18 protein-coding genes and 1 pseudogene are annotated in these 19,290 nt (G+C 53.1%); 14 read left to right on the top strand and 5 right to left on the bottom strand.

Annotated elements, in window-relative coordinates; translation table 11 throughout:
* Positions 1-272: 272 nt before the first annotated feature.
* Positions 273-1,238, top strand: a complete 966-nt coding sequence (locus REH51_RS14080) for a L,D-transpeptidase family protein (protein WP_498936116.1) — start codon at positions 273-275, stop codon at positions 1,236-1,238.
* Here the strand turns inward: REH51_RS14080 and REH51_RS14085 are convergent.
* Genes REH51_RS14085 through REH51_RS14100 form a run of 4 tightly spaced genes read right to left on the bottom strand, consistent with a single transcriptional unit; the run spans position 1,231 to position 4,813 of the window.
* Positions 1,231-1,935 (bottom strand): response regulator transcription factor, encoded by a 705-nt coding sequence (locus REH51_RS14085; protein WP_498936118.1) that lies wholly within the window; start codon positions 1,933-1,935, stop codon positions 1,231-1,233. The genes REH51_RS14080 and REH51_RS14085 overlap by 8 nt on opposite strands.
* Complete coding sequence (locus tag REH51_RS14090) at positions 1,932-3,467, bottom strand: PAS domain-containing sensor histidine kinase (RefSeq protein WP_009722477.1); 1,536 nt, start codon at positions 3,465-3,467, stop codon at positions 1,932-1,934. Before REH51_RS14090 ends, REH51_RS14085 begins: the two co-directional genes overlap by 4 nt.
* A gap of 6 nt (positions 3,468-3,473) precedes the next feature.
* Complete coding sequence (locus REH51_RS14095; protein ID WP_498936120.1) at positions 3,474-4,157, bottom strand: 2OG-Fe(II) oxygenase; 684 nt, start codon at positions 4,155-4,157, stop codon at positions 3,474-3,476.
* Positions 4,154-4,813, bottom strand: a complete 660-nt coding sequence (locus REH51_RS14100) for a CoA pyrophosphatase (protein WP_009722479.1) — start codon at positions 4,811-4,813, stop codon at positions 4,154-4,156. The genes REH51_RS14095 and REH51_RS14100 overlap by 4 nt, the downstream gene beginning before the upstream one ends.
* 94 nt (positions 4,814-4,907) lie before the next feature.
* Here REH51_RS14100 and REH51_RS14105 point away from each other — a divergent pair, with 94 nt between their 5' ends.
* Positions 4,908-5,465 (top strand): NUDIX hydrolase, encoded by a 558-nt coding sequence (locus REH51_RS14105; RefSeq protein WP_009722480.1) that lies wholly within the window; start codon positions 4,908-4,910, stop codon positions 5,463-5,465.
* A 27-nt stretch (positions 5,466-5,492) separates the two neighbouring features.
* On the opposite strand, the pseudogene REH51_RS14110 reads toward REH51_RS14105, so the two are convergent.
* Positions 5,493-5,805: pseudogene (locus REH51_RS14110) on the bottom strand (NGG1p interacting factor NIF3).
* A gap of 114 nt (positions 5,806-5,919) precedes the next feature.
* Here REH51_RS14110 and REH51_RS14115 point away from each other — a divergent pair.
* The 12 genes from REH51_RS14115 to REH51_RS14170 all read left to right on the top strand — a co-directional run bounded on the left by REH51_RS14115 (position 5,920) and on the right by REH51_RS14170 (position 19,278).
* Positions 5,920-6,873: a sugar-binding transcriptional regulator gene (locus REH51_RS14115; RefSeq protein WP_009722482.1), complete on the top strand. Its 954-nt coding sequence runs from the start codon at positions 5,920-5,922 to the stop codon at positions 6,871-6,873.
* 164 nt (positions 6,874-7,037) lie between these two features.
* A complete protein-coding gene (locus REH51_RS14120; protein WP_009722483.1) occupies positions 7,038-8,360 on the top strand; it encodes an ABC transporter substrate-binding protein in 1,323 nt (440 codons plus the stop codon).
* Between the two features lie 78 nt (positions 8,361-8,438).
* Positions 8,439-9,329, top strand: a complete 891-nt coding sequence (locus REH51_RS14125; RefSeq protein WP_009722484.1) for a carbohydrate ABC transporter permease — start codon at positions 8,439-8,441, stop codon at positions 9,327-9,329.
* Positions 9,330-9,360: 31 nt separating this feature from the next.
* Positions 9,361-10,215: a carbohydrate ABC transporter permease gene (locus REH51_RS14130; RefSeq protein ID WP_009722485.1), complete on the top strand. Its 855-nt coding sequence runs from the start codon at positions 9,361-9,363 to the stop codon at positions 10,213-10,215.
* Positions 10,216-10,226: 11 nt separating this feature from the next.
* Positions 10,227-11,384 (top strand): ABC transporter ATP-binding protein, encoded by a 1,158-nt coding sequence (locus REH51_RS14135; protein ID WP_009722486.1) that lies wholly within the window; start codon positions 10,227-10,229, stop codon positions 11,382-11,384.
* Positions 11,381-12,079: an HAD family hydrolase gene (locus REH51_RS14140; RefSeq protein WP_498936122.1), complete on the top strand. Its 699-nt coding sequence runs from the start codon at positions 11,381-11,383 to the stop codon at positions 12,077-12,079. Before REH51_RS14135 ends, REH51_RS14140 begins: the two co-directional genes overlap by 4 nt.
* Positions 12,063-12,848 (top strand): L-iditol 2-dehydrogenase, encoded by a 786-nt coding sequence (locus REH51_RS14145; protein WP_009722488.1) that lies wholly within the window; start codon positions 12,063-12,065, stop codon positions 12,846-12,848. The genes REH51_RS14140 and REH51_RS14145 overlap by 17 nt, the downstream gene beginning before the upstream one ends.
* Positions 12,849-12,855: 7 nt before the next feature.
* A complete protein-coding gene (locus REH51_RS14150; protein WP_498936124.1) occupies positions 12,856-13,476 on the top strand; it encodes a nucleoside/nucleotide kinase family protein in 621 nt (206 codons plus the stop codon).
* Positions 13,477-13,513: 37 nt separating this feature from the next.
* Complete coding sequence (locus REH51_RS14155) at positions 13,514-15,001, top strand: mannitol dehydrogenase family protein (protein WP_009722490.1); 1,488 nt, start codon at positions 13,514-13,516, stop codon at positions 14,999-15,001.
* Positions 15,001-16,485 carry a xylulokinase gene (xylB, locus tag REH51_RS14160; protein WP_009722491.1) on the top strand — a complete coding sequence of 495 codons (1,485 nt, stop codon included), beginning with the start codon at positions 15,001-15,003 and terminating at the stop codon, positions 16,483-16,485. The genes REH51_RS14155 and xylB overlap by 1 nt, the downstream gene beginning before the upstream one ends.
* A gap of 91 nt (positions 16,486-16,576) precedes the next feature.
* Positions 16,577-17,422 carry a fructosamine kinase family protein gene (locus REH51_RS14165; RefSeq protein ID WP_009722492.1) on the top strand — a complete coding sequence of 282 codons (846 nt, stop codon included), beginning with the start codon at positions 16,577-16,579 and terminating at the stop codon, positions 17,420-17,422.
* Between the two features lie 380 nt (positions 17,423-17,802).
* Positions 17,803-19,278, top strand: a complete 1,476-nt coding sequence (locus REH51_RS14170) for a TolC family outer membrane protein (RefSeq protein WP_009722493.1) — start codon at positions 17,803-17,805, stop codon at positions 19,276-19,278.
* Positions 19,279-19,290: the final 12 nt, after the last annotated feature.

Consider the following 19,290-nt stretch of genomic DNA (forward strand, 5'->3'; position numbering starts at 1 on the left):
GTGCTGCGCGCTGTATTGCAATGCTAATAAAGAACTCTTAATTAAGATCAATTCAAATGCGCGTCAGCGTTAAACCAGGACGTGTTAGATTTATTAATAAACGTTAAAATCACCCTCAGCGAAATGTCCCATTCACGTTGGGCAATGAGATTACTGCGACAGTCTGTCGAATTGACCCATCCAGACCCCTTGTCCATATTCGTACGCAAATCCCCCACAGCAGACTGCCTCACAGCAGATAGTGCCTTGGGTCATATAATAAAGGAGACCCCATGACGTTTATCGCGCGGTATCAAACGCTTCAACAGGTTAAAAAATTGTGGGCTAGCAGCGTCGCCCTGGGTGCTTGGCTGTTTGCATCCGGTGCTGTTGCCAGTGAGAGCGAGTTACCCAAAGGCCACTTTTTGCTCCCTGATGAGGGTAATATGGTGGGCGAGATGTATACCGTTGCGGCAAAAAAAGAGGATACCCTGCTCGACATCGCCCGTGAGCATAATGTGGGTTACGAAGAGATTCGTATGGCTAATCCGGATACGAGTATCTGGATACCAGGCGAAGGGACTGAGGTGACGATTCCCGGCCAATATATTCTGCCGGACGAGCCGCGGACTGGCATTGTGATTAATGTCGCTGAGCTACGTCTCTATTATTATCCAGAGGTGGAAGAGGGCAAAGCGCCACGGGTAGAGACCTATCCCATTGGAATTGGACGCGATGCGTTCAACACGCCGCTGGGCATTACTAAGACCACCATGCGCCTGGAGAATCCTGCATGGTACCCACCTGAATCTATTCGCCGAGAAGCTGCCCAGCGCGGCGATCCTGCGCCAGCAGTGGTTCCGCCAGGTGAGGATAATCCTTTAGGGCAATACGCTATTTTGTTGGATATCCCAGGCTACCTCATTCATGGCACTAATCAGCCCGACGGTATTGGCATGCGCGCTAGCCGGGGCTGTATTCGTATGCACCCAGAAGACATTGAGTCTGTGTTCTGGCGCATTCCGGTAGGCACGCAGGTGAATATTATCGACACACCTGTCAAGGTGGGCTGGGGTAGTAACGGTAACGCCTATGTTCAGGCTTTTACGCCCACGGATGAGCAGAGTTTCGGTATGGAAACGCTGCTAGAAGTGGTCAGTCTAATTGAGGCCCATGAAGGTGATGAACACAGCATTGATTACGAGCAGGTGCGTAATGTGCTGGAACCAGCCAATGGCCAGATTGTTCCACTTAGCTAGGTTGTTCGCTATCAATATGGGTGGCGCTGAGCGGAGAAACGAGCTCTAACGCCACCGCTTGACGCACCAGCTCTGCCAAATTTGCAGCGTGCATGGCCTTCATTGCTCTTAGCCGGTAGACCTCGACGGTTTTACCACTAACTGCCATGTGTTCGGCAATTTCACGACTGGTCATGCCTTCTGCTACATGAATCACAATGCGCTGCTCTTTCGGGCGTAGGGATTGGTAGCGTGCCCGCAGCAGTGCCAGCTGTTGTTTAGCCCGCCGCTGTTGATGGGCGCTGCCTAACGCCTGTTGCACGCTGTCAATCAACTGCTGATGGTTAAACGGATTTTCGATAAAGTCAAAAGCGCCATTTTTCAGTGCAGCCACCGCCATAGGAACATCACCATGCCCTGTCATCATAATGACGGGCAGGGAAGCGCCTTGATCAACCAGCTGTTGCTGCACTTGAAGACCACTCATTCCCGGCATACGAACATCAAGCAGTAGCGCGCCTAGTTCATCATGTTGGTTAGCTAAGAATTGCTCGCCGCCGTGAAACGCCTGAGCGGTTAATCCGACTGACTCGAGCAGCCAAACCAGCGATTCGCGCAGTGCCTGATCATCATCAACAACCGCAATAATGGCGGGAGATTTTCGTTCAACACTGCTGGTCATTACTGGCCCCTGGTGATGCACTGATTGCGCGATCATGCGCTTGTTTCTGTGCGAAGTGTTATATCAAAACATGCGCCTTTCACGCTTTGCTTAGGGCGTAGAGTAAGCGCACCCCCCATGCTTTCCATTAGCGAACGGCTAATTGCGAGCCCCATTCCCAACCCTTCATCGCGCGTGGTGAAAAAGGCATCAAAAATAGTGTCTTGGTGGGCTGGCGCTACACCTGGACCTTGGTCTTCAACGCTAAGGGTCAACTGCCGATTGCCGCTTTTTTGCGCGGATACGATGACCTGACTGGCGCCGAGGGTGTCACGGCTAGCGGTTAGCGCATTGAGCAATAGGTTAACGATTACTTGCTCAAGGGCAATAGGGTCCGCATAAATACGTGGCAACCCGTGCGGCAGCTGTTGGGTAAGTTGAACAGATGCTTGCTTATACTGCCAGTCACACAGTTGAAAGGCGGCGGCAATGACCTGTTCAAGCACCAGGGGCCTGACGCAGTGGCTTCGCTTACGCACAAAGCTGCGCATATGGCGGAGTCGCTGGGCAAGACGCTGCACCTGCTCGTCAATGCGGGCCAGTGGCAACTGTAGCTCGCTAGCGGGCAAGTTTGGCGTGTGCTTCGCTTTCAAAAGAGCACCGCTGGTGTAGTTGGCGATAGCGCCTAGGGGCTGGTTGAGTTCGTGGGCAATATTAGACGCAAGCTCTCCAGCGGCGGCTAACCGGTTGGCGTGGGCAATTTGTTCCTGGTGCCGACGTGCCTGAGCTTCGGCAGCTTTACGCACGCTAATATCGCGATTAATTAGTGCGAAGTGCCCAGGCTCCGCCCCTCGGCTGCGGTGAGTAAGCACGACACTAAGCACGGGAACGGAGCCGTTCGCGCTGAGCATTTCTAGCTCGCCGCTCCAGGAGCCATAGCGTTCAACGGCAGGGAATACCACCTGTTCCAGTAGTGCCAATGAGTCAGCTTGATAAAGCGCTGATAGGTCAACTTGCATTGCATCTCGTGGGAGTGAGAAACAGCGTCGAGCTGCTTCGTTGGCGCTGAAAATATGCTGGTTAGGCCCTAAAAAGAGCACGTAGTCGGTGGTAGATTCGACCACCTGGGCTAAGCGCTCTCGCGTTGCTTCGGCATGAACTCGCCGGCTCACGTCCCGAGAGACACATAAAATATCAATTAGCTCACCTGTGGCAGCATCTCGGCGGGTTCGGCTGGTGGTCTCAAACCAAACATAGTGGCCTGCTTTAGCCCGAAACCGATACGTTTGCTGATAAAAACCATCGTGATAGTAGACCCGAGGTGATTTGTTCAGTAGATCGCTTAAATCGGCGGGATGGAACAGCTGATACGCCGACACGCCAATCAGCTCTTCCGGTTCGTAGCCCAGTAAATCTCGCGCGGCCTGGGAGGCATATAAAAAAGTACCGTCACGAGCATGGCGAGATATCAGATCAGTGGTACTTTCTGCCAGCCACTGATAATGACGCTTCTCTTCTTCCAACGCTGCGTTTTGTGCTTCCAGTGCCTTGATCCTGGCGTTTAGTGTAGCTTCGTTAACGGTATCCATAGCGATTCAGCGCGCCGGGTCGAGCACACCACCCAGCGAGGCATTGCGCCTAACCCAGCCGGCAATGCTGGCCCGTGGCTGCTGAGTGGGCAGCACCTCATGGGGAATGGTTTCGGATAAAAAGCAGGCAAACGTACCGGCTTCAGGCATCACTCGGGCGACTTCCTGAGTAGGGGTGTCAGGGTGATAAATGACCATCTCTCCGCCGCCATCCGTGGGCCACTGAGGGTTTAGGTAACCGACGGTGGAAATAACCCGGTTGGCTCGCCCACGGAAGCTATCCAGGTGGCGTTGATAAAACGCGCCTGGGGGGTAATGGGCAAAGTGTGCCTCGTACTCAAATAACCCAAGGAAAAGCGCCTGATTGAGGGATTGCTGGAGTTCTGCCATGGCGTCAAGATAGCGGCGTTGGGCTTCGCTTTCCCTATCCAACCAGTGAATGGCATCACCGCGAATATCTTTGCGAAGGTGATGCTCTTTGCCACGGCCAATGCCCGCCTCATCGAGTACATCATGTTCAGCCATATGGTGCAGCTCACGATGCAGCGCTTGGCAAAGTTGAAGGTCTATTACGTTGTTACCCACGTACCAACCTTGCTCAACGAGCGCATCAACCAGTGCAATATGGGCAATAGGGTTGATCGCGGGTGGGCTATGTGCCGGGGAGTTAGGCGCTGCAGAGGCAATCATTTTATGGTTCTCTTAGTCGGCATGCGAGCTGCTTTCGGCAGGCGGCTGCTTCTTTCAGGATAGTGACGTAACGCCCCAGGAGGGCGCCGGTAGAGATCAATAGCCATACCAAAACCTTCCGCCAACAGTTCTACCAGCATCATTGCAGAAAGCCCCCAAATGACGTGGCCATCGACATGGTAGCTGGGTACATAGTGATCAACGCCATCCACCGTGATTACATCGGTGTGGGTGCGCTTATCGTCTAGAAAATGGCTGAGGGGAACTTCAAAAATAGTGTCTAGTTCGGAGGGATCTGCTACCAGAGGTAAATCTGGCGGGATAATACCGACCCATGGGGTTACTCGTATGCCGTGCAGTGAAATAACGTCTGATAACCTTCCCAAGGGTTGTACAAAGGAGGGCGCTAGCGCAATCTCTTCTTCTGCCTCGCGAAGAGCCGTAGCATAGAGATCGGCATCACAGGCCTCGCGTTTGCCACCTGGAAACGCAACTTGGCCACTGTGAGTGCTGAGATGGCTAGCTCGCCGTGTAAACAGCAGTGTGGGCGAGGGACGCTCAACAATGGGCATCAGCACGGCAGCCTCTGGCATCACAACGTGGTCTAGTCGTTGAGGAGAGTGCTGTTGCAGCTGTTTGCGCAGTTTCTCTAACATAGGGCTTCCATTTGCTTTGTTCTCTTTTACCCAGCAGCGGTGATTGACGTCAAGTACGTCAAAGCCTTACCCCATCAGCCGTAGAGAAAACGCGATGAATTTTTGTAGTCAATGTGGTGAAAAAGTCCGTTTTGCTGTTCCTGAAGGCGATGACCGTTCGCGCTATTTATGCGATGCCTGTGGCACTATTCATTACCAGAATCCGCGGATTGTTGCGGGTACGTTGCCGGTGATTGACGATAAAATATTGCTGTGTAAACGGGCGATTTCCCCTCGCAAAGGGTATTGGACACTACCCGCGGGTTATATGGAAAACGCTGAAACCACGCAGCAGGCCGCCGCTCGCGAAACCTGGGAGGAAGCCTTTGCAGAGGTCAAGCTGGAGGGTTTATACACGCTCATTGACCTGCCTCATATCAATCAAGTGTATATGATTTTCCGAGCTGAGCTTCTGGGTGGTTTTAGCGCAGGTCCTGAAAGCTTAGAAGTAGCGCTGTTCGAAGAGCATGAAATTCCCTGGGATGAGCTTGCTTTCCCAACGATTGAGCGCACCTTGCAGCACTTTTATGAAGACCGTAAAAGTGCTCACTACCCATTACACATTAGCGCGATTACTCCTGAAGATAGAGAGCGCTATTTTGGCAGTGCCTAAGCTCTTTTAATGCAGTGTATCGCCGAATTACAGATCGGCCAGTTGCCAAACATCATAGGCCACCTCTTCATAGGGGTGGGCTAGCTTCAGAGCCGCAATGGCTGCCCGTATATGTTCATCGCGGCAGACAAGCTCAACCTTTACTTCTTCGACAATTTCAAGTGACCCTACGTGACCCAGGTGTGGTTGCGCACCCTCCAGCGGGCGGAACTGGCCGGTGCCGCGAGTTTGAAAACAGCAGGCTTCATAATCACCAAGTCGGCCAGCCCCTGTTTCAAAGACCGCTTCTTTAACACTCTCGGCATCTTCAATGAGGACAAAAAAAAGCCAGTTTGTACATATCAATTGATCTCCTAAATCATAAACTATAGCGGAAGAGTCCTATCTGAACGGAGAAAGGGCGATAAGACGTTAGTGTGATGATATTTCAATTTACAGAGTAGTGAGTCAGTCAATGGATAAGTTTGAGATAAAGCTTGATCAGGCGGCCAGGGCTGCTTGGATGTCGTATGTGGGGGGCATGACTCAGGATGATATTGCCAGCCAGTTAGGCGTCTCTCGGCCAGGTGTCCAGCGCCTTTTAGCCCTTGCAAGGCAAGAAGGATTAGTGAAAGTTCATATTGATCATCCAATTTCTACTTGCATGACATTAGGCAGCGCGCTGCGGGACTATTTTGGATTGTCTTATTGCGATGTGGTGCCTGCCGATAGTCAAGCGCCTGACAGTGCTGCGTATTATCTTGCTGTGGCAGGCGCAGAGCGAATGGCACGGTTAGTGGAGCGCAGCGATCCCTTAACACTTTCGTTAGGCACCGGACGCTCTGTTAGGGCGGCTGTTGAAGCCCTGCGCCGTACCGAACGCCCTCAGCATCGGTTTGTATCTCTGGTGGGAAACGTCGCAAGGGATGGCTCGGCTAACCGCTATGATGCGGTCATGCTTCTTGCTGACAAAACGGGCGGCGAACGCTTTTTACTGCCTGCGCCTGTGGTTGCGGAGTCGTTGGCTGAGAAAGAGGCCATGCTTACACAGCGATTATTTAAAGCGATTGCTGATGTGGCGCGCGAATCAGAAGCGGCATTTATTGGAGTAGGAAGAATCGACCGCCAAGCCACATTATTCCAAGACCACTTTATTAGTGAAAGCGAGCTAGATGAGCTATTAAGCCTTAAAGCTGTTGGTGAATTGCTTGGTTGGCCGCTGAATGAGCGCGGTGAGATTATTGATTGCTCGATTACAAGGCGCGTGACCAGCCTTCCACTAGAGCGTTTTGGAAAGCACCTGATGGTAGCGATAGCGGGGGGGCACGATAAAGCACCCGCGATCTTAGCCGCATTACGTGGTGGCTGGTTAAAGGGGCTGATCACTGATGAAATTGCAGCACGGCATATCGTTGACGCTATCACTTAGTGATCAATAGTGCATTGCAACATGCAAGTCAATGAATGAATTAGCGTAAAGTCTAAGGTCGTAAGCTTTGCTTTTTTTGGCTTTACATACGATCATTTGTTCGATCAATGATCAAAGTGATCAATTTAATAATAATACCAATATCTGCCAAGGAGAAACGCTTTATGCGTCTCACACGCCATTTGCCTATTGCCACGTTAGCCGCTGCTATTGCTGGCGCGGGAACCGCAAACGCCCAAACTGAAATCACTGTGGCCACAGTCAATAACAATGACATGATGATTATGCAGAGCCTGACGGATGCGTTTGAAAACGCCCATCCTGATATCACGCTTGACTGGGTGGTATTGGAGGAAAACGTACTTCGTCAGCGAATGACCACCGATATTGCGACGAGCGGTGGTCAGTTTGATGTGATGACGATTGGCACGTATGAAGTGCCGATTTGGGCAGAACGCGGTTGGCTTGAACCGCTTGATAACTTGCCAGACGACTATGCGATAGACGATTTACTGGCCTCTGTTCGTGATGGTCTTAGCTTAGATGGCACGCTTCATGCACTGCCGTTCTATGCTGAAAGCTCAATGATGTATTACCGCAAAGACCTGTTTGAGCAAGCGGGTATCGAAATGCCCGAGCAGCCAACCTGGGAACAGGTGCGTGGTTGGGCCGAGCAGCTGCATGGTTCTGAAGACGGTTTAGCGGGTATTTGCTTGCGTGGTAAACCTGGCTGGGGTGAAAACATGGCGTTTGTCTCTACGCTAGTTAACACCTTTGGCGGCCGCTGGTTTGATGAACAGTGGAACCCTGAACTCACTTCCGAAGCCTGGGTAAGCGCTGTTCAGTTCTACGTTGATTTACTAAATCACTATGGGCCTCCAGGAGCAAGTTCCAACGGCTTTAATGAAAATCTGGCACTTTTCTCACGTGGCAACTGCGCGATGTGGGTGGATGCCACGTCAGCCGCTGGCAAACTCTATGATGAGCATGAGTCCGACGTGGCAGAGAGTCTGGGCTTTGCACCGGCTCCTATTGCCGAAACCCCCAAAGGATCGCATTGGTTATGGTCTTGGGCGCTGGCGATTCCAGAGTCTTCCGAGAACAAAGAGGCTGCACGCGAGTTTATTACTTGGGCAACCTCACAGGAATACATAGAACTTGTGGGTGAAACTAACGGCTGGACTAACGTCCCTCCCGGCACCCGCAAATCTACTTATGCAAACGAGCAGTATATGGAAGCGGCACCATTTGCTGGTTTCGTACTTGAAGCCATTCAGAATGCGGATCCTACCGATTCTACTCTAGAGCCAAATCCTTATGTCGGTGTGCAGTTTGTTGGTATTCCTGAATTCCAATCGATTGGAACGCAAGTGGGGCAGTCCATTGCGGCAGCGTTAACTGGGAGCGATACGGTAGCCGAGGCGCTAGAGGGTGCTCAACGCGCGACCGAGCGCACTATGCAACGAGCTGGCTACATCGAGCGATAAAAATCAACGTCTGCCTCACCGTTGGGCAGGCGTTTAATGGATGTTTCCTAGCAGATCAGCTTTTTGGCAGGTACTCCCATGAATAAAACACGTGCTTCTGGCCGTACGGTCGGTGGGCTACGAACGCTCTCGCTTCAAGCTCCCGCGGTAACGCTACTATTGCTCTGGATGATCGTGCCATTGGGCATGACTATCTGGTTCTCACTTCAGCGCTATAACCTACTAATGCCCGGTATGTCTGGCTTTGCCGGGGTAGAAAACTACGAGTATCTGTTAACCGATCCAGCCCTTTGGTCTGCCATGGGCACAACGCTACTACTGGTTGGCTGGGTGTTAGCTATTACGGTTGTTGGTGGCACCTTGCTGGCAGTGTTATTTCAGCAAGAGTTTGCAGGGCGTGGCATTGCCCGAGTGTTGGCAATTTCGCCTTTTTTTGTGATGCCCACGGTTAGTGCCTTGGTATGGAAAAACATGATGATGCACCCTTCCAACGGGGTGCTGGCATGGCTGGCTGAGTCGTTAGGGCTACCTGCACTGGATTGGTTCTCTTCGCTGCCGCTGACCTCAATCATCATTATCGTGGCATGGCAATGGCTACCATTTGCGTTACTTATACTGCTGACCGCCATGCAGTCATTGGATGAAGATCAAGTAGAGGCTGCGCGCATGGATGGCGCAGGCCCTATCGCGATTTTTTTTTTTATCACGCTGCCACATCTAAAACGGGCGATTAGCGTGGTGATCATGATCGAGATGATCTTCTTGATGACCATTTTTGCGGAGATTTTTGTCACCACAGCCGGTGGCCCGGGGCTTGCTACAACAAACTTGGCCTATCTCATTTATATCCGGGCATTGCTTGATTTTGATGTGGGGATTGCCTCCGCGGGTGGCGTGATTGCGATTATTCTCGCCAATATCGTCGCCATTTTCCTTGTCCGCATGGTCGCCAGGAACTTAGAAGAGTGACTCTGTATCAGGGCGTCTTGGGAGCATTTCAATGACAATACAACGTACTAGCGTCGCACCACCGGCAGTGCGATCTCTACCCGCTAAGCAGTTGCTGCTTACACTGGTGGGTTGGTCGATAGCGCTAATTATCTTTTTCCCCATTCTATGGATGGTGCTGACAGGGTTTAAAACGGAGGCAGCGGCAATTGCCGATCCGAGCTTTATTTTTTCACCCACGCTTGAAAGTTATCAGGCGGTACAGGCCCGTTCTGGCTACACACGCTTTGCGCTGAATAGTGTGGTAGTGGCGTTTGGCTCTACGTTCCTGGCGCTACTGATTGCGATTCCTTCTGCTTATGCGATGGCTTTTTTGCCCACCAAGCGAACCAAAGGCACGCTGCTATGGATGCTGTCTACCAAAATGCTGCCGCCCGTCGGCGTATTGGTACCGATTTATCTGATTTTTCGCGATGTTGGGTTACTGGATACGCGCACTGGGCTGATCATTATTTACACCCTGATGAACCTGCCCATCGTGGTATGGATGCTCTACACCTTCTTTAAAGATATGCCGAAAGACATCCTTGAGGCTGGGCGGATGGACGGTGCTTCTACGCTACAGGAAGTATTTTTCCTGCTACTGCCGTTAACCCTGCCGGGCATTGCCTCTACGGGGTTGCTATCGGTGATTCTGAGTTGGAACGAAGCGTTCTGGAGTCTCAACCTTACTTCTTCTAATGCGGCACCATTAACTGCGTATATCGCTTCCTTCTCAAGCCCTGAAGGCTTGTTCTGGGCCAAGCTGTCGGCGGCTTCCACAATGGCCATTGCCCCCATCCTGATTCTTGGCTGGATGACCCAAAAACAAATGGTGCGTGGCCTGACCTTTGGCGCCGTCAAGTAAAGGAGTTCCTAATGGCAACCTTACAACTGAAAAATATTACCAAGCAGTTTGGCGATACCAAGGTCATTAAAGGCATTGATTTAGAGGTCAACGATCGTGAGTTTGTGGTCTTTGTTGGCCCGTCGGGCTGTGGTAAATCCACGCTGATGCGCATGATTGCCGGCTTAGAGAGTGCAAGCGACGGTGACATCTTGATCGATGGCCAGCGCATTAATGATGTAGGGCCAGCTGACCGTGGTTTAGCGATGGTGTTTCAGAGCTATGCGCTTTATCCGCATATGACCGTGGAAGGTAATATGGGCTTCAGCATGCGTTTGGCGGGTGTCCCTAAGGAGGAGCGTCGCGCCAAAGTGCTGGAAGCGGCGAAAATTCTCCAGCTTGAACCGCTTCTTGACCGTAAGCCAAAAGCCTTATCTGGCGGACAGCGTCAGCGTGTAGCGATTGGTCGAGCGATTGTGCGTAATCCCAGCATCTTTCTGTTTGATGAGCCGCTTTCTAACCTGGATGCGGCGCTGCGAGTGCAGATGCGTATTGAGCTGGCACGGCTGCATGAAGAACTAGATGCCACGATGATTTACGTCACCCACGATCAGATAGAAGCCATGACCATGGCTGATAAAATCGTTGTGCTACATGATGGCGTGGTGGAGCAAGTGGGCTCGCCAATGGCGCTCTACCACCATCCGCGCAATCGCTTTGTGGCGGGCTTTATTGGCTCACCGAAAATGAATTTTCTACCGGTGTCGTTGACTGGCGTAACGCCTGAAGGTGTAGCGATTCGTCTGCCCGGCGGCGGTGAGCGCAGCGTGCCGGTTGATGGTGCACACTTGGATGCTAACGCCACCCTTGAGCTGGGTGTTCGCCCAGAACACTTAGTACTTGATGAGCAGGGGCCGCTGAGTGGGCAGATCAAAGTGCTTGAGCGCCTCGGCGGTCAAACCTCGCTCTACGTTCAAATGGACGATGAGCTGATCACTATTATGGCTGATGGCGATGTGGCTTATCGGGTCAACGATACCGTGCGCTTTGGTTTTGCCCCCGAGCGTGCCCATCTGTTTGACGAAGGCGGGTTAGCCCTGCCTAGCCTGCAGCAGCACCCGTTGGCAAGCCTGACCCGTCAAGATAACCGCGCGGCTACGGAAGCAGCCTCTCCAGGGGAGCAGGTATGAAAGCGCTGATTTTTGATTGTGACGGCGTCCTGGTGGATAGCGAAGCACTCGCTGAAGAGACCCTGGAAACCCACCTTGGGCAGTGGCTGCCGGATCTGGATATCCCGACGTTGCTTAGCCAAGCCTTGGGTATGACGACGGCCAACATCCTCCAGCATCTGGAACAGCTAAGCCGCCACTTATTGCCGCCCAATGCCGCTGAACTGGTCGATAACGCCATAGAGGCGCGCTTGGTGAGGGAATTAACCGCCATTGCAGGGGTGCATGCAGCCGTCAGCGGGATCGATTTACCCAAGGCTGTCGTGTCGAATAGCCGCCGTTGCCGCGTGCTGGCATCGCTCGCCACTACCCAACTGAACGGCGTGCTAGGCGATGTGCCGATTTTCACCGCCGAGCAGGTTGAAAACCCCAAGCCGGACCCCGCTATTTATCACTTAGCGGCCCGTTCTCTTGGCTGGCCACCCAACCGCTGTCTGGTGGTAGAAGATAGCGTGGCAGGGGTAACCGCTGCTTATGCTGCAGGCATGCGAGTGATTGGTTTTGTGGGAGCGAGTCATATAGATGAACAACAGTCCTCACGGTTACTAGCGGCGGGCGCTTGGCGAATTTTACCCCATATGCGCGGACTTCACGCTTTAGTAGACGAGTGGCAATCCCATTTGCAAGGACAAGATAACAATGAAACTGCTCAATAAACGCGCCGTTATCACAGGCGGTGCCCGTGGTATCGGGTTAGCCATAGCTCAGCGCTACCTCGCCGAAGGGGCGAATATCATTGTGGCCGACATCGATGCCAACGCCATTGACGATGCGCTCGCCACGCTGCAACAAGACGCTAGTGCCGAGCGCGTGATGGGTGTCGTGCTGAACGTGTGCGACCAAGCCTCTATCAACGCCATGGTGGAGTGCGTTACCGAGCGATTTGGCGGGATTGATATTTTGGTCAATAACGCCGCGGTGTTTGATATGGCACCGGTGCTCGAGGTGACGGAGGCCAGCTTTGACAAGCAGTTTGCGGTGAATGCTAAGGGGCTATTTTTTACTCTACAGACCGTGGCTCGCGCCATGGTGGCACAAGGGCAGGGGGGGAAGATTATTAATATGTCTTCCCAGGCGGGGCGGCGCGGTGAGCCACTAGTAAGCGTTTACTGTGCCAGTAAAGCGGCGGTAATCAGTCTTACCCAATCCTGCGGGCTGGGTTTGATTAAACATGGCATTAACGTTAATGGCATCGCGCCAGGGGTGGTAGATACGCCCATGTGGGAAGAAGTCGATGCATTGTTTGCGCGCTATGAGAACCGCCCGCTGGGCGAGAAAAAGCGTTTGGTTGGTGAGGCCGTTCCATTTGGCCGTATGGGGCTTCCAGAAGACCACACTGGGGCGGCTGTGTTTCTCGCCAGCCAGGATAGCGATTACGTGGTCGCCCAGACGCTGAACGTTGATGGTGGTAACTGGATGAGTTGATACGCCTATGAACCCTGATCTTGCGTCATTAAGCCACCAACTGATCCATGCGGCAGAAGGAAAAGCGCGCTTTATGGTCGCGATTGCAGGCCCTCCGGGGGGTGGGAAATCTTATCGTAGTGAATTGTTGTGCGATGCCATCAATCGGCACTTGCCAGGGCAGGCTGCTGTGGTACCCATGGATGGCTATCACTTCGATAACGCCGTGCTAGAGAGTGATCAACTACCGCTAAAGGGGGCACCAAATACCTTTGATGTAGACGGTTTGCATCATGATTTAACACGCATTCGTCAGACGGACAAGCCAGTAGCGGTGCCTGTATTTGATCGACCGTTGGATCTCGCTCGAGCCGGAGGGCGGTTGATTACTCCAGCGCACCGCATTGTGATTGTAGAAGGTAATTACTTGCTGCTGGATCAAGAACCCTGGCGGGCGTTGCACAAGCTGTTCGATTGGACGCTATTTATCGATGTGGACGATGCCGTACTGGTTGAGCGGTTGGTGAATCGCTGGCTCTGCATGGGCCAAGATCATATCGGCGCCCTCGAGCGTGCTCATCAAAAAGACATGCTTAACGCTGAACTTGTAAAAAGCGGCAGCGTGCCACCTGACCAGCGCTGGCGCTAGGACGCGGCGTGCCTAACAAATGACCCGGAGAGTGACGATGACCCAGCTTAATAATCACAACATGGGTGCCCTCAGCGCGGCGGTTGAGACGCCTTCTTATGATCGGCAGTCCGTGACGCCAGGCATCGTGCATATTGGCGTCGGTGGTTTTCATCGTGCCCATCAAGCGATGTACCTTGACGCGCTAATGAACCAGGGGGAGGCGTTTGAATGGGGCATTGTGGGAGTGGGAGTAATGCCTGACGATAAGCGTATGCAGAAGGCCCTGGCTGCGCAAGACTACCTTTATACGCTCGTGGTGAAGCACCCCGACGGCGAGTATCAGCCCCGTGTGATCGGCAGTATGGTGGATTACCTGTTTGCGCCAGAAGACCCCGAAGCAGTGATCGAAAAAATGGCCGATCCCGCCATCAAGATTGTGTCGCTCACCGTGACGGAGGGGGGCTACAACTTCCATCCGGTGACCGGAGAATTCAATCTGGATTCTCCACTGGTGCGTGACGACCTTGCCCACCCCGAGCAGCCTTCCACCAGCTTTGGCTTAGTGGTGGAAGCTCTGGTTCGCCGCCGGGCACGGGGCATTGCACCTTTTACGGTGATGTCCTGCGACAATATTCAAGGTAACGGTGACGTGGCTAAGCGCATGTTCAGTGCCTACGCCCGTGCCCGCAGCGCGGGACTTGGCGACTGGCTAGCTGCCGAAGTGGCGTTTCCCAATGCCATGGTGGATCGCATCACGCCAGTGACAGCGCCCGTGGATATCGACGAGCTGGCCCAGCGGTTTGATATTGAGGATGCTTGGCCAGTGGTATGTGAGCCATTTACCCAATGGGTGTTGGAAGATCACTTTCCTTTGGGTCGCCCAGCGCTTGAGAAAGTAGGCGTTCAACTTGTCGATGATGTAGAGCCTTATGAGCTGATGAAGCTACGACTGCTCAATGCCAGCCATCAGGCGCTTGCTTATTTCGGCTACTTAGCAGGCTACCGTTACGCCCATGAAGTGTGCCAAGACCCGCTGTTTGTTGAGTTTTTGCTGAGCTACATGCGTGAAGAGGGCACGCCTACGCTGGCACCAGTGCCAGGGGTGGATTTAGAAACCTATCGGCTGACCCTGATTGAACGCTTCGCCAACCCGCAAATTAAAGACACTCTGGTACGACTATGTGCTGAAAGCTCTGATCGCATCCCCAAATGGCTCGTGCCTGTCATTCGCCAGCAGCTCGCCCAAGGAGGTGAGATTGAGCGCAGCGCCGCCGTGGTCGCCAGTTGGGCACGTTATGTTGAAGGCGTCGATGAGCAGGGAGAGGCTATCGATATTGTGGATCGCCTGCGTGAACCATTGATGGCTATTGCCACCAACAACCGCAAGAACCCCGCTGCGTTTGTCGAGAACCGCGAGCTGTTTGGCGACTTGGCTGACCAGCCTCGCTTTCTACATGCTTATCTAAAGATATTGACGTCGCTGCATGAACGGGGAGCACGGGCTACTCTTGAGACTCTGGTCGCGTCCAAAGGAACGTTGTGATGTATATCGGGGTAGATTGCGGTACGCAGAGTACTAAAGTCGTGGTAGTCGATGTGGAGCGCGGTGTGATCCTGGGTGAAGGCAGTCGTTCCCATGGCCTAGACGAGGGAGAGCATGGCCGCCGGGAGCAGGCACCAGCAGAGTGGCTGGCAGCGCTCAAAGGGGCTTTTTTTCAAGCGATTGAGCGTTCTGGTATTGATACCAAGCAGGTGCGGGGGATAGGCGTTTCCGGACAGCAGCACGGCATGGTGGCACTGGATGCAGATGGCGTGCCGGTGTATCCCGCCAAACTGTGGTGCGATACCGAAACTAGTACTCAAAATAACGATTTAGTGGCTCGGCTTGGAGGCGAAGCGGGCTGCCTGGAGAAGCTTGGTCTGGTATTACAAACCGGCTATACCGCGTCTAAAGTGGCGTGGCTGCGCGAAAACCACCCTGATGCCTACCAGCGTATAGCCACTCTGCTACTGCCCCACGACTACCTCAACTTCTGGCTGACTGGTGAGCGAGTCACTGAGGCGGGAGATGCGTCGGGCACCGGTTATTTCGATACGCGTGCCCAATGCTGGCAGAAAGAGGTATTTGCAGCCATTGCGCCGGAACTTGACCCTGATCGTGTGCTGCCTCGCCTTATCCAGGCGCATGAGCCAGCAGGGCGAGTATGCCCGCTAGTGGCGCAAGAGCTAGGGCTTCATGATGATGTGGTGGTGTCTTCTGGCGGCGGCGACAACATGATGGGCGCAATTGGCACCGGTAATATTACTCAGGGGCTGGTGACGCTTAGTTTAGGTACGTCCGGCACGGTGTGCGCCTACTCACCTGATTCGGTGGTGTGCGACAGTGCCATGGTGGCCAATTTTTGTGCCAGCCATGGTGGTTGGCTGCCGCTTATTTGTACGATGAATGTTACGTCCGCCACGACTAAGGTGCGCGAACTGTTTGGGTTGGACTTAACCGCGTTTGGTAAGCAAATAGCGAGTGCCCCAGTTGGGGCGGAAGGTATTACCGTACTGCCGTTTTTTAACGGCGAACGGGTGCCGATGCTGCCCAATGCAACTGGCGACTTCCTTGGCTTGACCAGCCTTAATATGACTCAAGCTAACCTCTGCCGAGGGGTGATGGAAGGCGCTACCTTTGGCCTGCGCTATGGTTTGGAACTATTAGGTGAGCTAGCTGCAGGCACCAGTCAGATTAGGCTGATTGGCGGCGGTGCCAAGAGCCCAGTTTGGCGGCAAATGGTGGCTGACATTACTAATACCCAGGTAATTTGCCCAGAAATCACCGACGCTGCTGCACTAGGTGCTGCCATTCAGGCGGCTTGGTGCGATTTACATCAGGAAGGCGTTACTTTGGCATCGCTTTGTGAGCGCTTGGTGCACCTTAATACCGCTTCCCTTGCGGACCCTGATGCTGGCCGTGTTACTGCTTATGAAGTGATTTATCAGCGTTATCGCGAGGCGCTTGCTCAGCGTCATGGTATTTAATAATGCGGACTGCCTAGAAAGGTATTGCTTTGCCTTGTACCGTTTAAGGAGAGATACAGAGAGTATACGCGACGCTTGAGCGGAGAGAGTCATGGATACCATCTTGCGCGATCTGCTAGATACGCTAGGGTTAATCCCCACTGATAAACTTCAGCCACTCAGTGGTGGTGATATAGCCGCTGTTTACGCCTTAACTACCCGCCAAGGGCAAGTCGTTATTAAACACGATGATTCAGCGCGACTACTTGGAGAAGCAGAAGGGCTTCGCACACTAAAAGGAGCGGGTACTTCACTAGTGATACCCGAGGTGCTGGGGGAGTCGATGGGCTGGCTGGTGATTGAGTCGCTCGACACCAAACCCGCAAACGCCCGCAGTAGCGCTGCCTTGGGCGAGGGGCTACGTGAGCTGCATGGCGTGATAGGTGATGCCCATGGCTGGCATCAGAACAATGCGTGCGGACGTACGCCCCAATCTAATTCCCCGCTGACAGATGGCCGGGCGTTTCAGCGCGAACGGCGTCTGCTGCCTCTGAGCCAAGCGTGCTATCAGCAGGGCCTGCTGGATGCCGCGTTACGCAGCCGTATTGAGCGCCAAGCAGGCCAGCTAGAAACATGGCTGCCAGATTCGCCTGCCACTCTTATTCATGGAGACCTATGGTCGGGCAATGTGCTGACGACCACTAGAGGGCCTGCACTAATCGACCCTGCTGTTTATCGCCATTATCCCGACGTTGACCTAGCCATGCTGACCCTGTTTGGGGCGACAGGTGCGCCTTTTTTCGATGCTTACTGGGACGGCGATAAGCCAGCCGACTGGCCAAGACGAGAAGCGCTGTTTCAGCTTTATCCGTTGCTTAATCATCTGCTGTTATTTGGTTCAGGGTATCGCAGCGCCGTTGAACGTTGTGTGGCCACGTTGGAAAATTTTGAGGATTAATGTGTCAGCGTTTGACGGAGCAATAGTGGTGATGGTGCTGCTTTTCTCGCTTTATTAGCTATCTGTTTGGATTGCCAATCACTGTCGCATGTTGTTGAGAGACTCAAACGCTCACTTGAGTTAGCGTGTTATTACATTAGCTGTAACACAGTTCACTTAATATTCGAGTGAGCAAAAGGAGCGCTAAAAAACTGCATGCTCATGGGGCTTTGAACTAAGGTAAGAGAGAGTCTTGCGCAGTGCGGCTATTTATATGTGACGCTGTTCATATATTTAGGTTAAGTTCAAGCCTAGCATACATACATGAATGTAACTATAATGCCACCTTTCAGAATGGCTATCATTATCGCCACCCTACGTTGACACCTAGAGGCAATCCCATGCGACTGGCACACTGGGCAGTCAATGCCCCTTTTCGTCCCCTGCTATTAGCAGTGCTGACATCTTCTTTCATACTGCCTGCACAAGCGGCAGATTTGATTAATATCACCCGCGACGCGCTTAACAATAATGCTGCCTTGGCCTCTGCACGTGCTGAGTTTTCAAGTGTTGAAGCGGCAAGCGACGTGGCAAGTGGTGCATTACTACCCCAGGTAAATGCTTCCGGTAACGTCGCACATAACCAGCAGTACGAAAGCCAGTCCTCCTCAAGAGGGGGGCAGAGTGCTGGTGCTGCTTCTAATGCAGGTGGAGAGGGGGGTGGCGATGATCGTTACAATACGGTGTCGTTAAGCCTTGAGGCGACCCAGGCACTATTTAATGCCGTCACGCGTCAGGAAGTGAATCAGGCTGAGCGTCAGATTGATCAACAAGTGTACCTATTGGCCGCTACTGAGCAGCAATTATTGATTGATGTTGCTACCGCTTATTTCGATATTTTGCGTGCCCATGAAGTCCTCGAGGCGCGCTTAGCCCAAGAACGGGCGATTGGCCGCCAGCTTGAGCAGGCCCAAGAGCAGTTTGAAGTTGGCCTCATAGCGATTACTGAAGTAGAGGAAGCGCGAGCGAGTTTTGATCAATCCCGCGCTGATCGCATCGCCGGAGAAAGTAATCTTCAGGTCGCATTTGAGGTGCTTGAACAGCTGACGGGGCAGCGTTACGCCAGTATTGATGCATTGGGCGACGGTATGCCGATTGCCCTGCCAACCCCCACGGATCGTAACTATTGGGTAGAACAAGCAATTGAGCGTAATCCGCAGGTATTGGCGCAGCAGGCGGGCATTGAGCTTTCCCGCGTAGGCGTTGAGCTGGCGCGTGCCGGACGCATGCCGACGGTGCAGGCATTTGCTAACTACCAGTACTCGGACAGCGACAGTGATCTGGTTAGTGGTTACAACACGTCAAGTCAAGTGGGCGTTTCGGCGAACTTGCCTATTTATACCGGTGGCAGTACCAGTGCTCGTATTCGCCAAGGCACTTTCCAGCTCGAAAGTAGCCAATACGATTTCGAGTCTCAGCGCCGTACCACCATTCAGCAGGTGCGTTCGCTCTATACCCAGGTCAGCAACAACGTCGATACCGTTGATGCTCGTCAGCAGGCAATCGTCTCTAACCGCAGCGCTTTGGAAGCTACGCGCGCCGGTTATGAAGTAGGCACGCGTAATATCGTGGACGTGTTGAACGCTGAGCAAAACCTTTACAACGCCATCGCTAACTATGCTGAAGCGCGTTATGACTATGTGGTGAATCTGCTGTCACTGCGTCAACAGGCCGGCTTGCTAGACGTTGCGGCGATTGAAGAAGTCAATGCGTGGCTAACGGGTGATGAGGTGAACTTCACGCTTCCTGAAAGTGGCGAACCTGACGCCTACCAGCGGGCTATGGATATTGGCGCTCCCCCTACACCGGGTGCGTAAGCTAGCGAGTCG

Source organism: Halomonas bluephagenesis, from assembly GCF_054790765.1.

What these genes read in the sequence shown, in the direction of transcription:
- REH51_RS14080 (WP_498936116.1), top strand. Translation starts at nt 273, where the DNA reads ATGACGTTTATCGCGCGGTATCAAACGCTTCAACAGGTTAAAAAATTG.
- REH51_RS14085 (WP_498936118.1), bottom strand. Translation starts at nt 1,935, where the DNA reads ATGATCGCGCAATCAGTGCATCACCAGGGGCCAGTAATGACCAGCAGT.
- REH51_RS14090 (WP_009722477.1), bottom strand. Translation starts at nt 3,467, where the DNA reads ATGGATACCGTTAACGAAGCTACACTAAACGCCAGGATCAAGGCACTG.
- REH51_RS14095 (WP_498936120.1), bottom strand. Translation starts at nt 4,157, where the DNA reads ATGATTGCCTCTGCAGCGCCTAACTCCCCGGCACATAGCCCACCCGCG.
- REH51_RS14100 (WP_009722479.1), bottom strand. Translation starts at nt 4,813, where the DNA reads ATGTTAGAGAAACTGCGCAAACAGCTGCAACAGCACTCTCCTCAACGA.
- REH51_RS14105 (WP_009722480.1), top strand. Translation starts at nt 4,908, where the DNA reads ATGAATTTTTGTAGTCAATGTGGTGAAAAAGTCCGTTTTGCTGTTCCT.
- REH51_RS14115 (WP_009722482.1), top strand. Translation starts at nt 5,920, where the DNA reads ATGGATAAGTTTGAGATAAAGCTTGATCAGGCGGCCAGGGCTGCTTGG.
- REH51_RS14120 (WP_009722483.1), top strand. Translation starts at nt 7,038, where the DNA reads ATGCGTCTCACACGCCATTTGCCTATTGCCACGTTAGCCGCTGCTATT.
- REH51_RS14125 (WP_009722484.1), top strand. Translation starts at nt 8,439, where the DNA reads ATGAATAAAACACGTGCTTCTGGCCGTACGGTCGGTGGGCTACGAACG.
- REH51_RS14130 (WP_009722485.1), top strand. Translation starts at nt 9,361, where the DNA reads ATGACAATACAACGTACTAGCGTCGCACCACCGGCAGTGCGATCTCTA.
- REH51_RS14135 (WP_009722486.1), top strand. Translation starts at nt 10,227, where the DNA reads ATGGCAACCTTACAACTGAAAAATATTACCAAGCAGTTTGGCGATACC.
- REH51_RS14140 (WP_498936122.1), top strand. Translation starts at nt 11,381, where the DNA reads ATGAAAGCGCTGATTTTTGATTGTGACGGCGTCCTGGTGGATAGCGAA.
- REH51_RS14145 (WP_009722488.1), top strand. Translation starts at nt 12,063, where the DNA reads ATGAAACTGCTCAATAAACGCGCCGTTATCACAGGCGGTGCCCGTGGT.
- REH51_RS14150 (WP_498936124.1), top strand. Translation starts at nt 12,856, where the DNA reads ATGAACCCTGATCTTGCGTCATTAAGCCACCAACTGATCCATGCGGCA.
- REH51_RS14155 (WP_009722490.1), top strand. Translation starts at nt 13,514, where the DNA reads ATGACCCAGCTTAATAATCACAACATGGGTGCCCTCAGCGCGGCGGTT.
- xylB (WP_009722491.1), top strand. Translation starts at nt 15,001, where the DNA reads ATGTATATCGGGGTAGATTGCGGTACGCAGAGTACTAAAGTCGTGGTA.
- REH51_RS14165 (WP_009722492.1), top strand. Translation starts at nt 16,577, where the DNA reads ATGGATACCATCTTGCGCGATCTGCTAGATACGCTAGGGTTAATCCCC.
- REH51_RS14170 (WP_009722493.1), top strand. Translation starts at nt 17,803, where the DNA reads ATGCGACTGGCACACTGGGCAGTCAATGCCCCTTTTCGTCCCCTGCTA.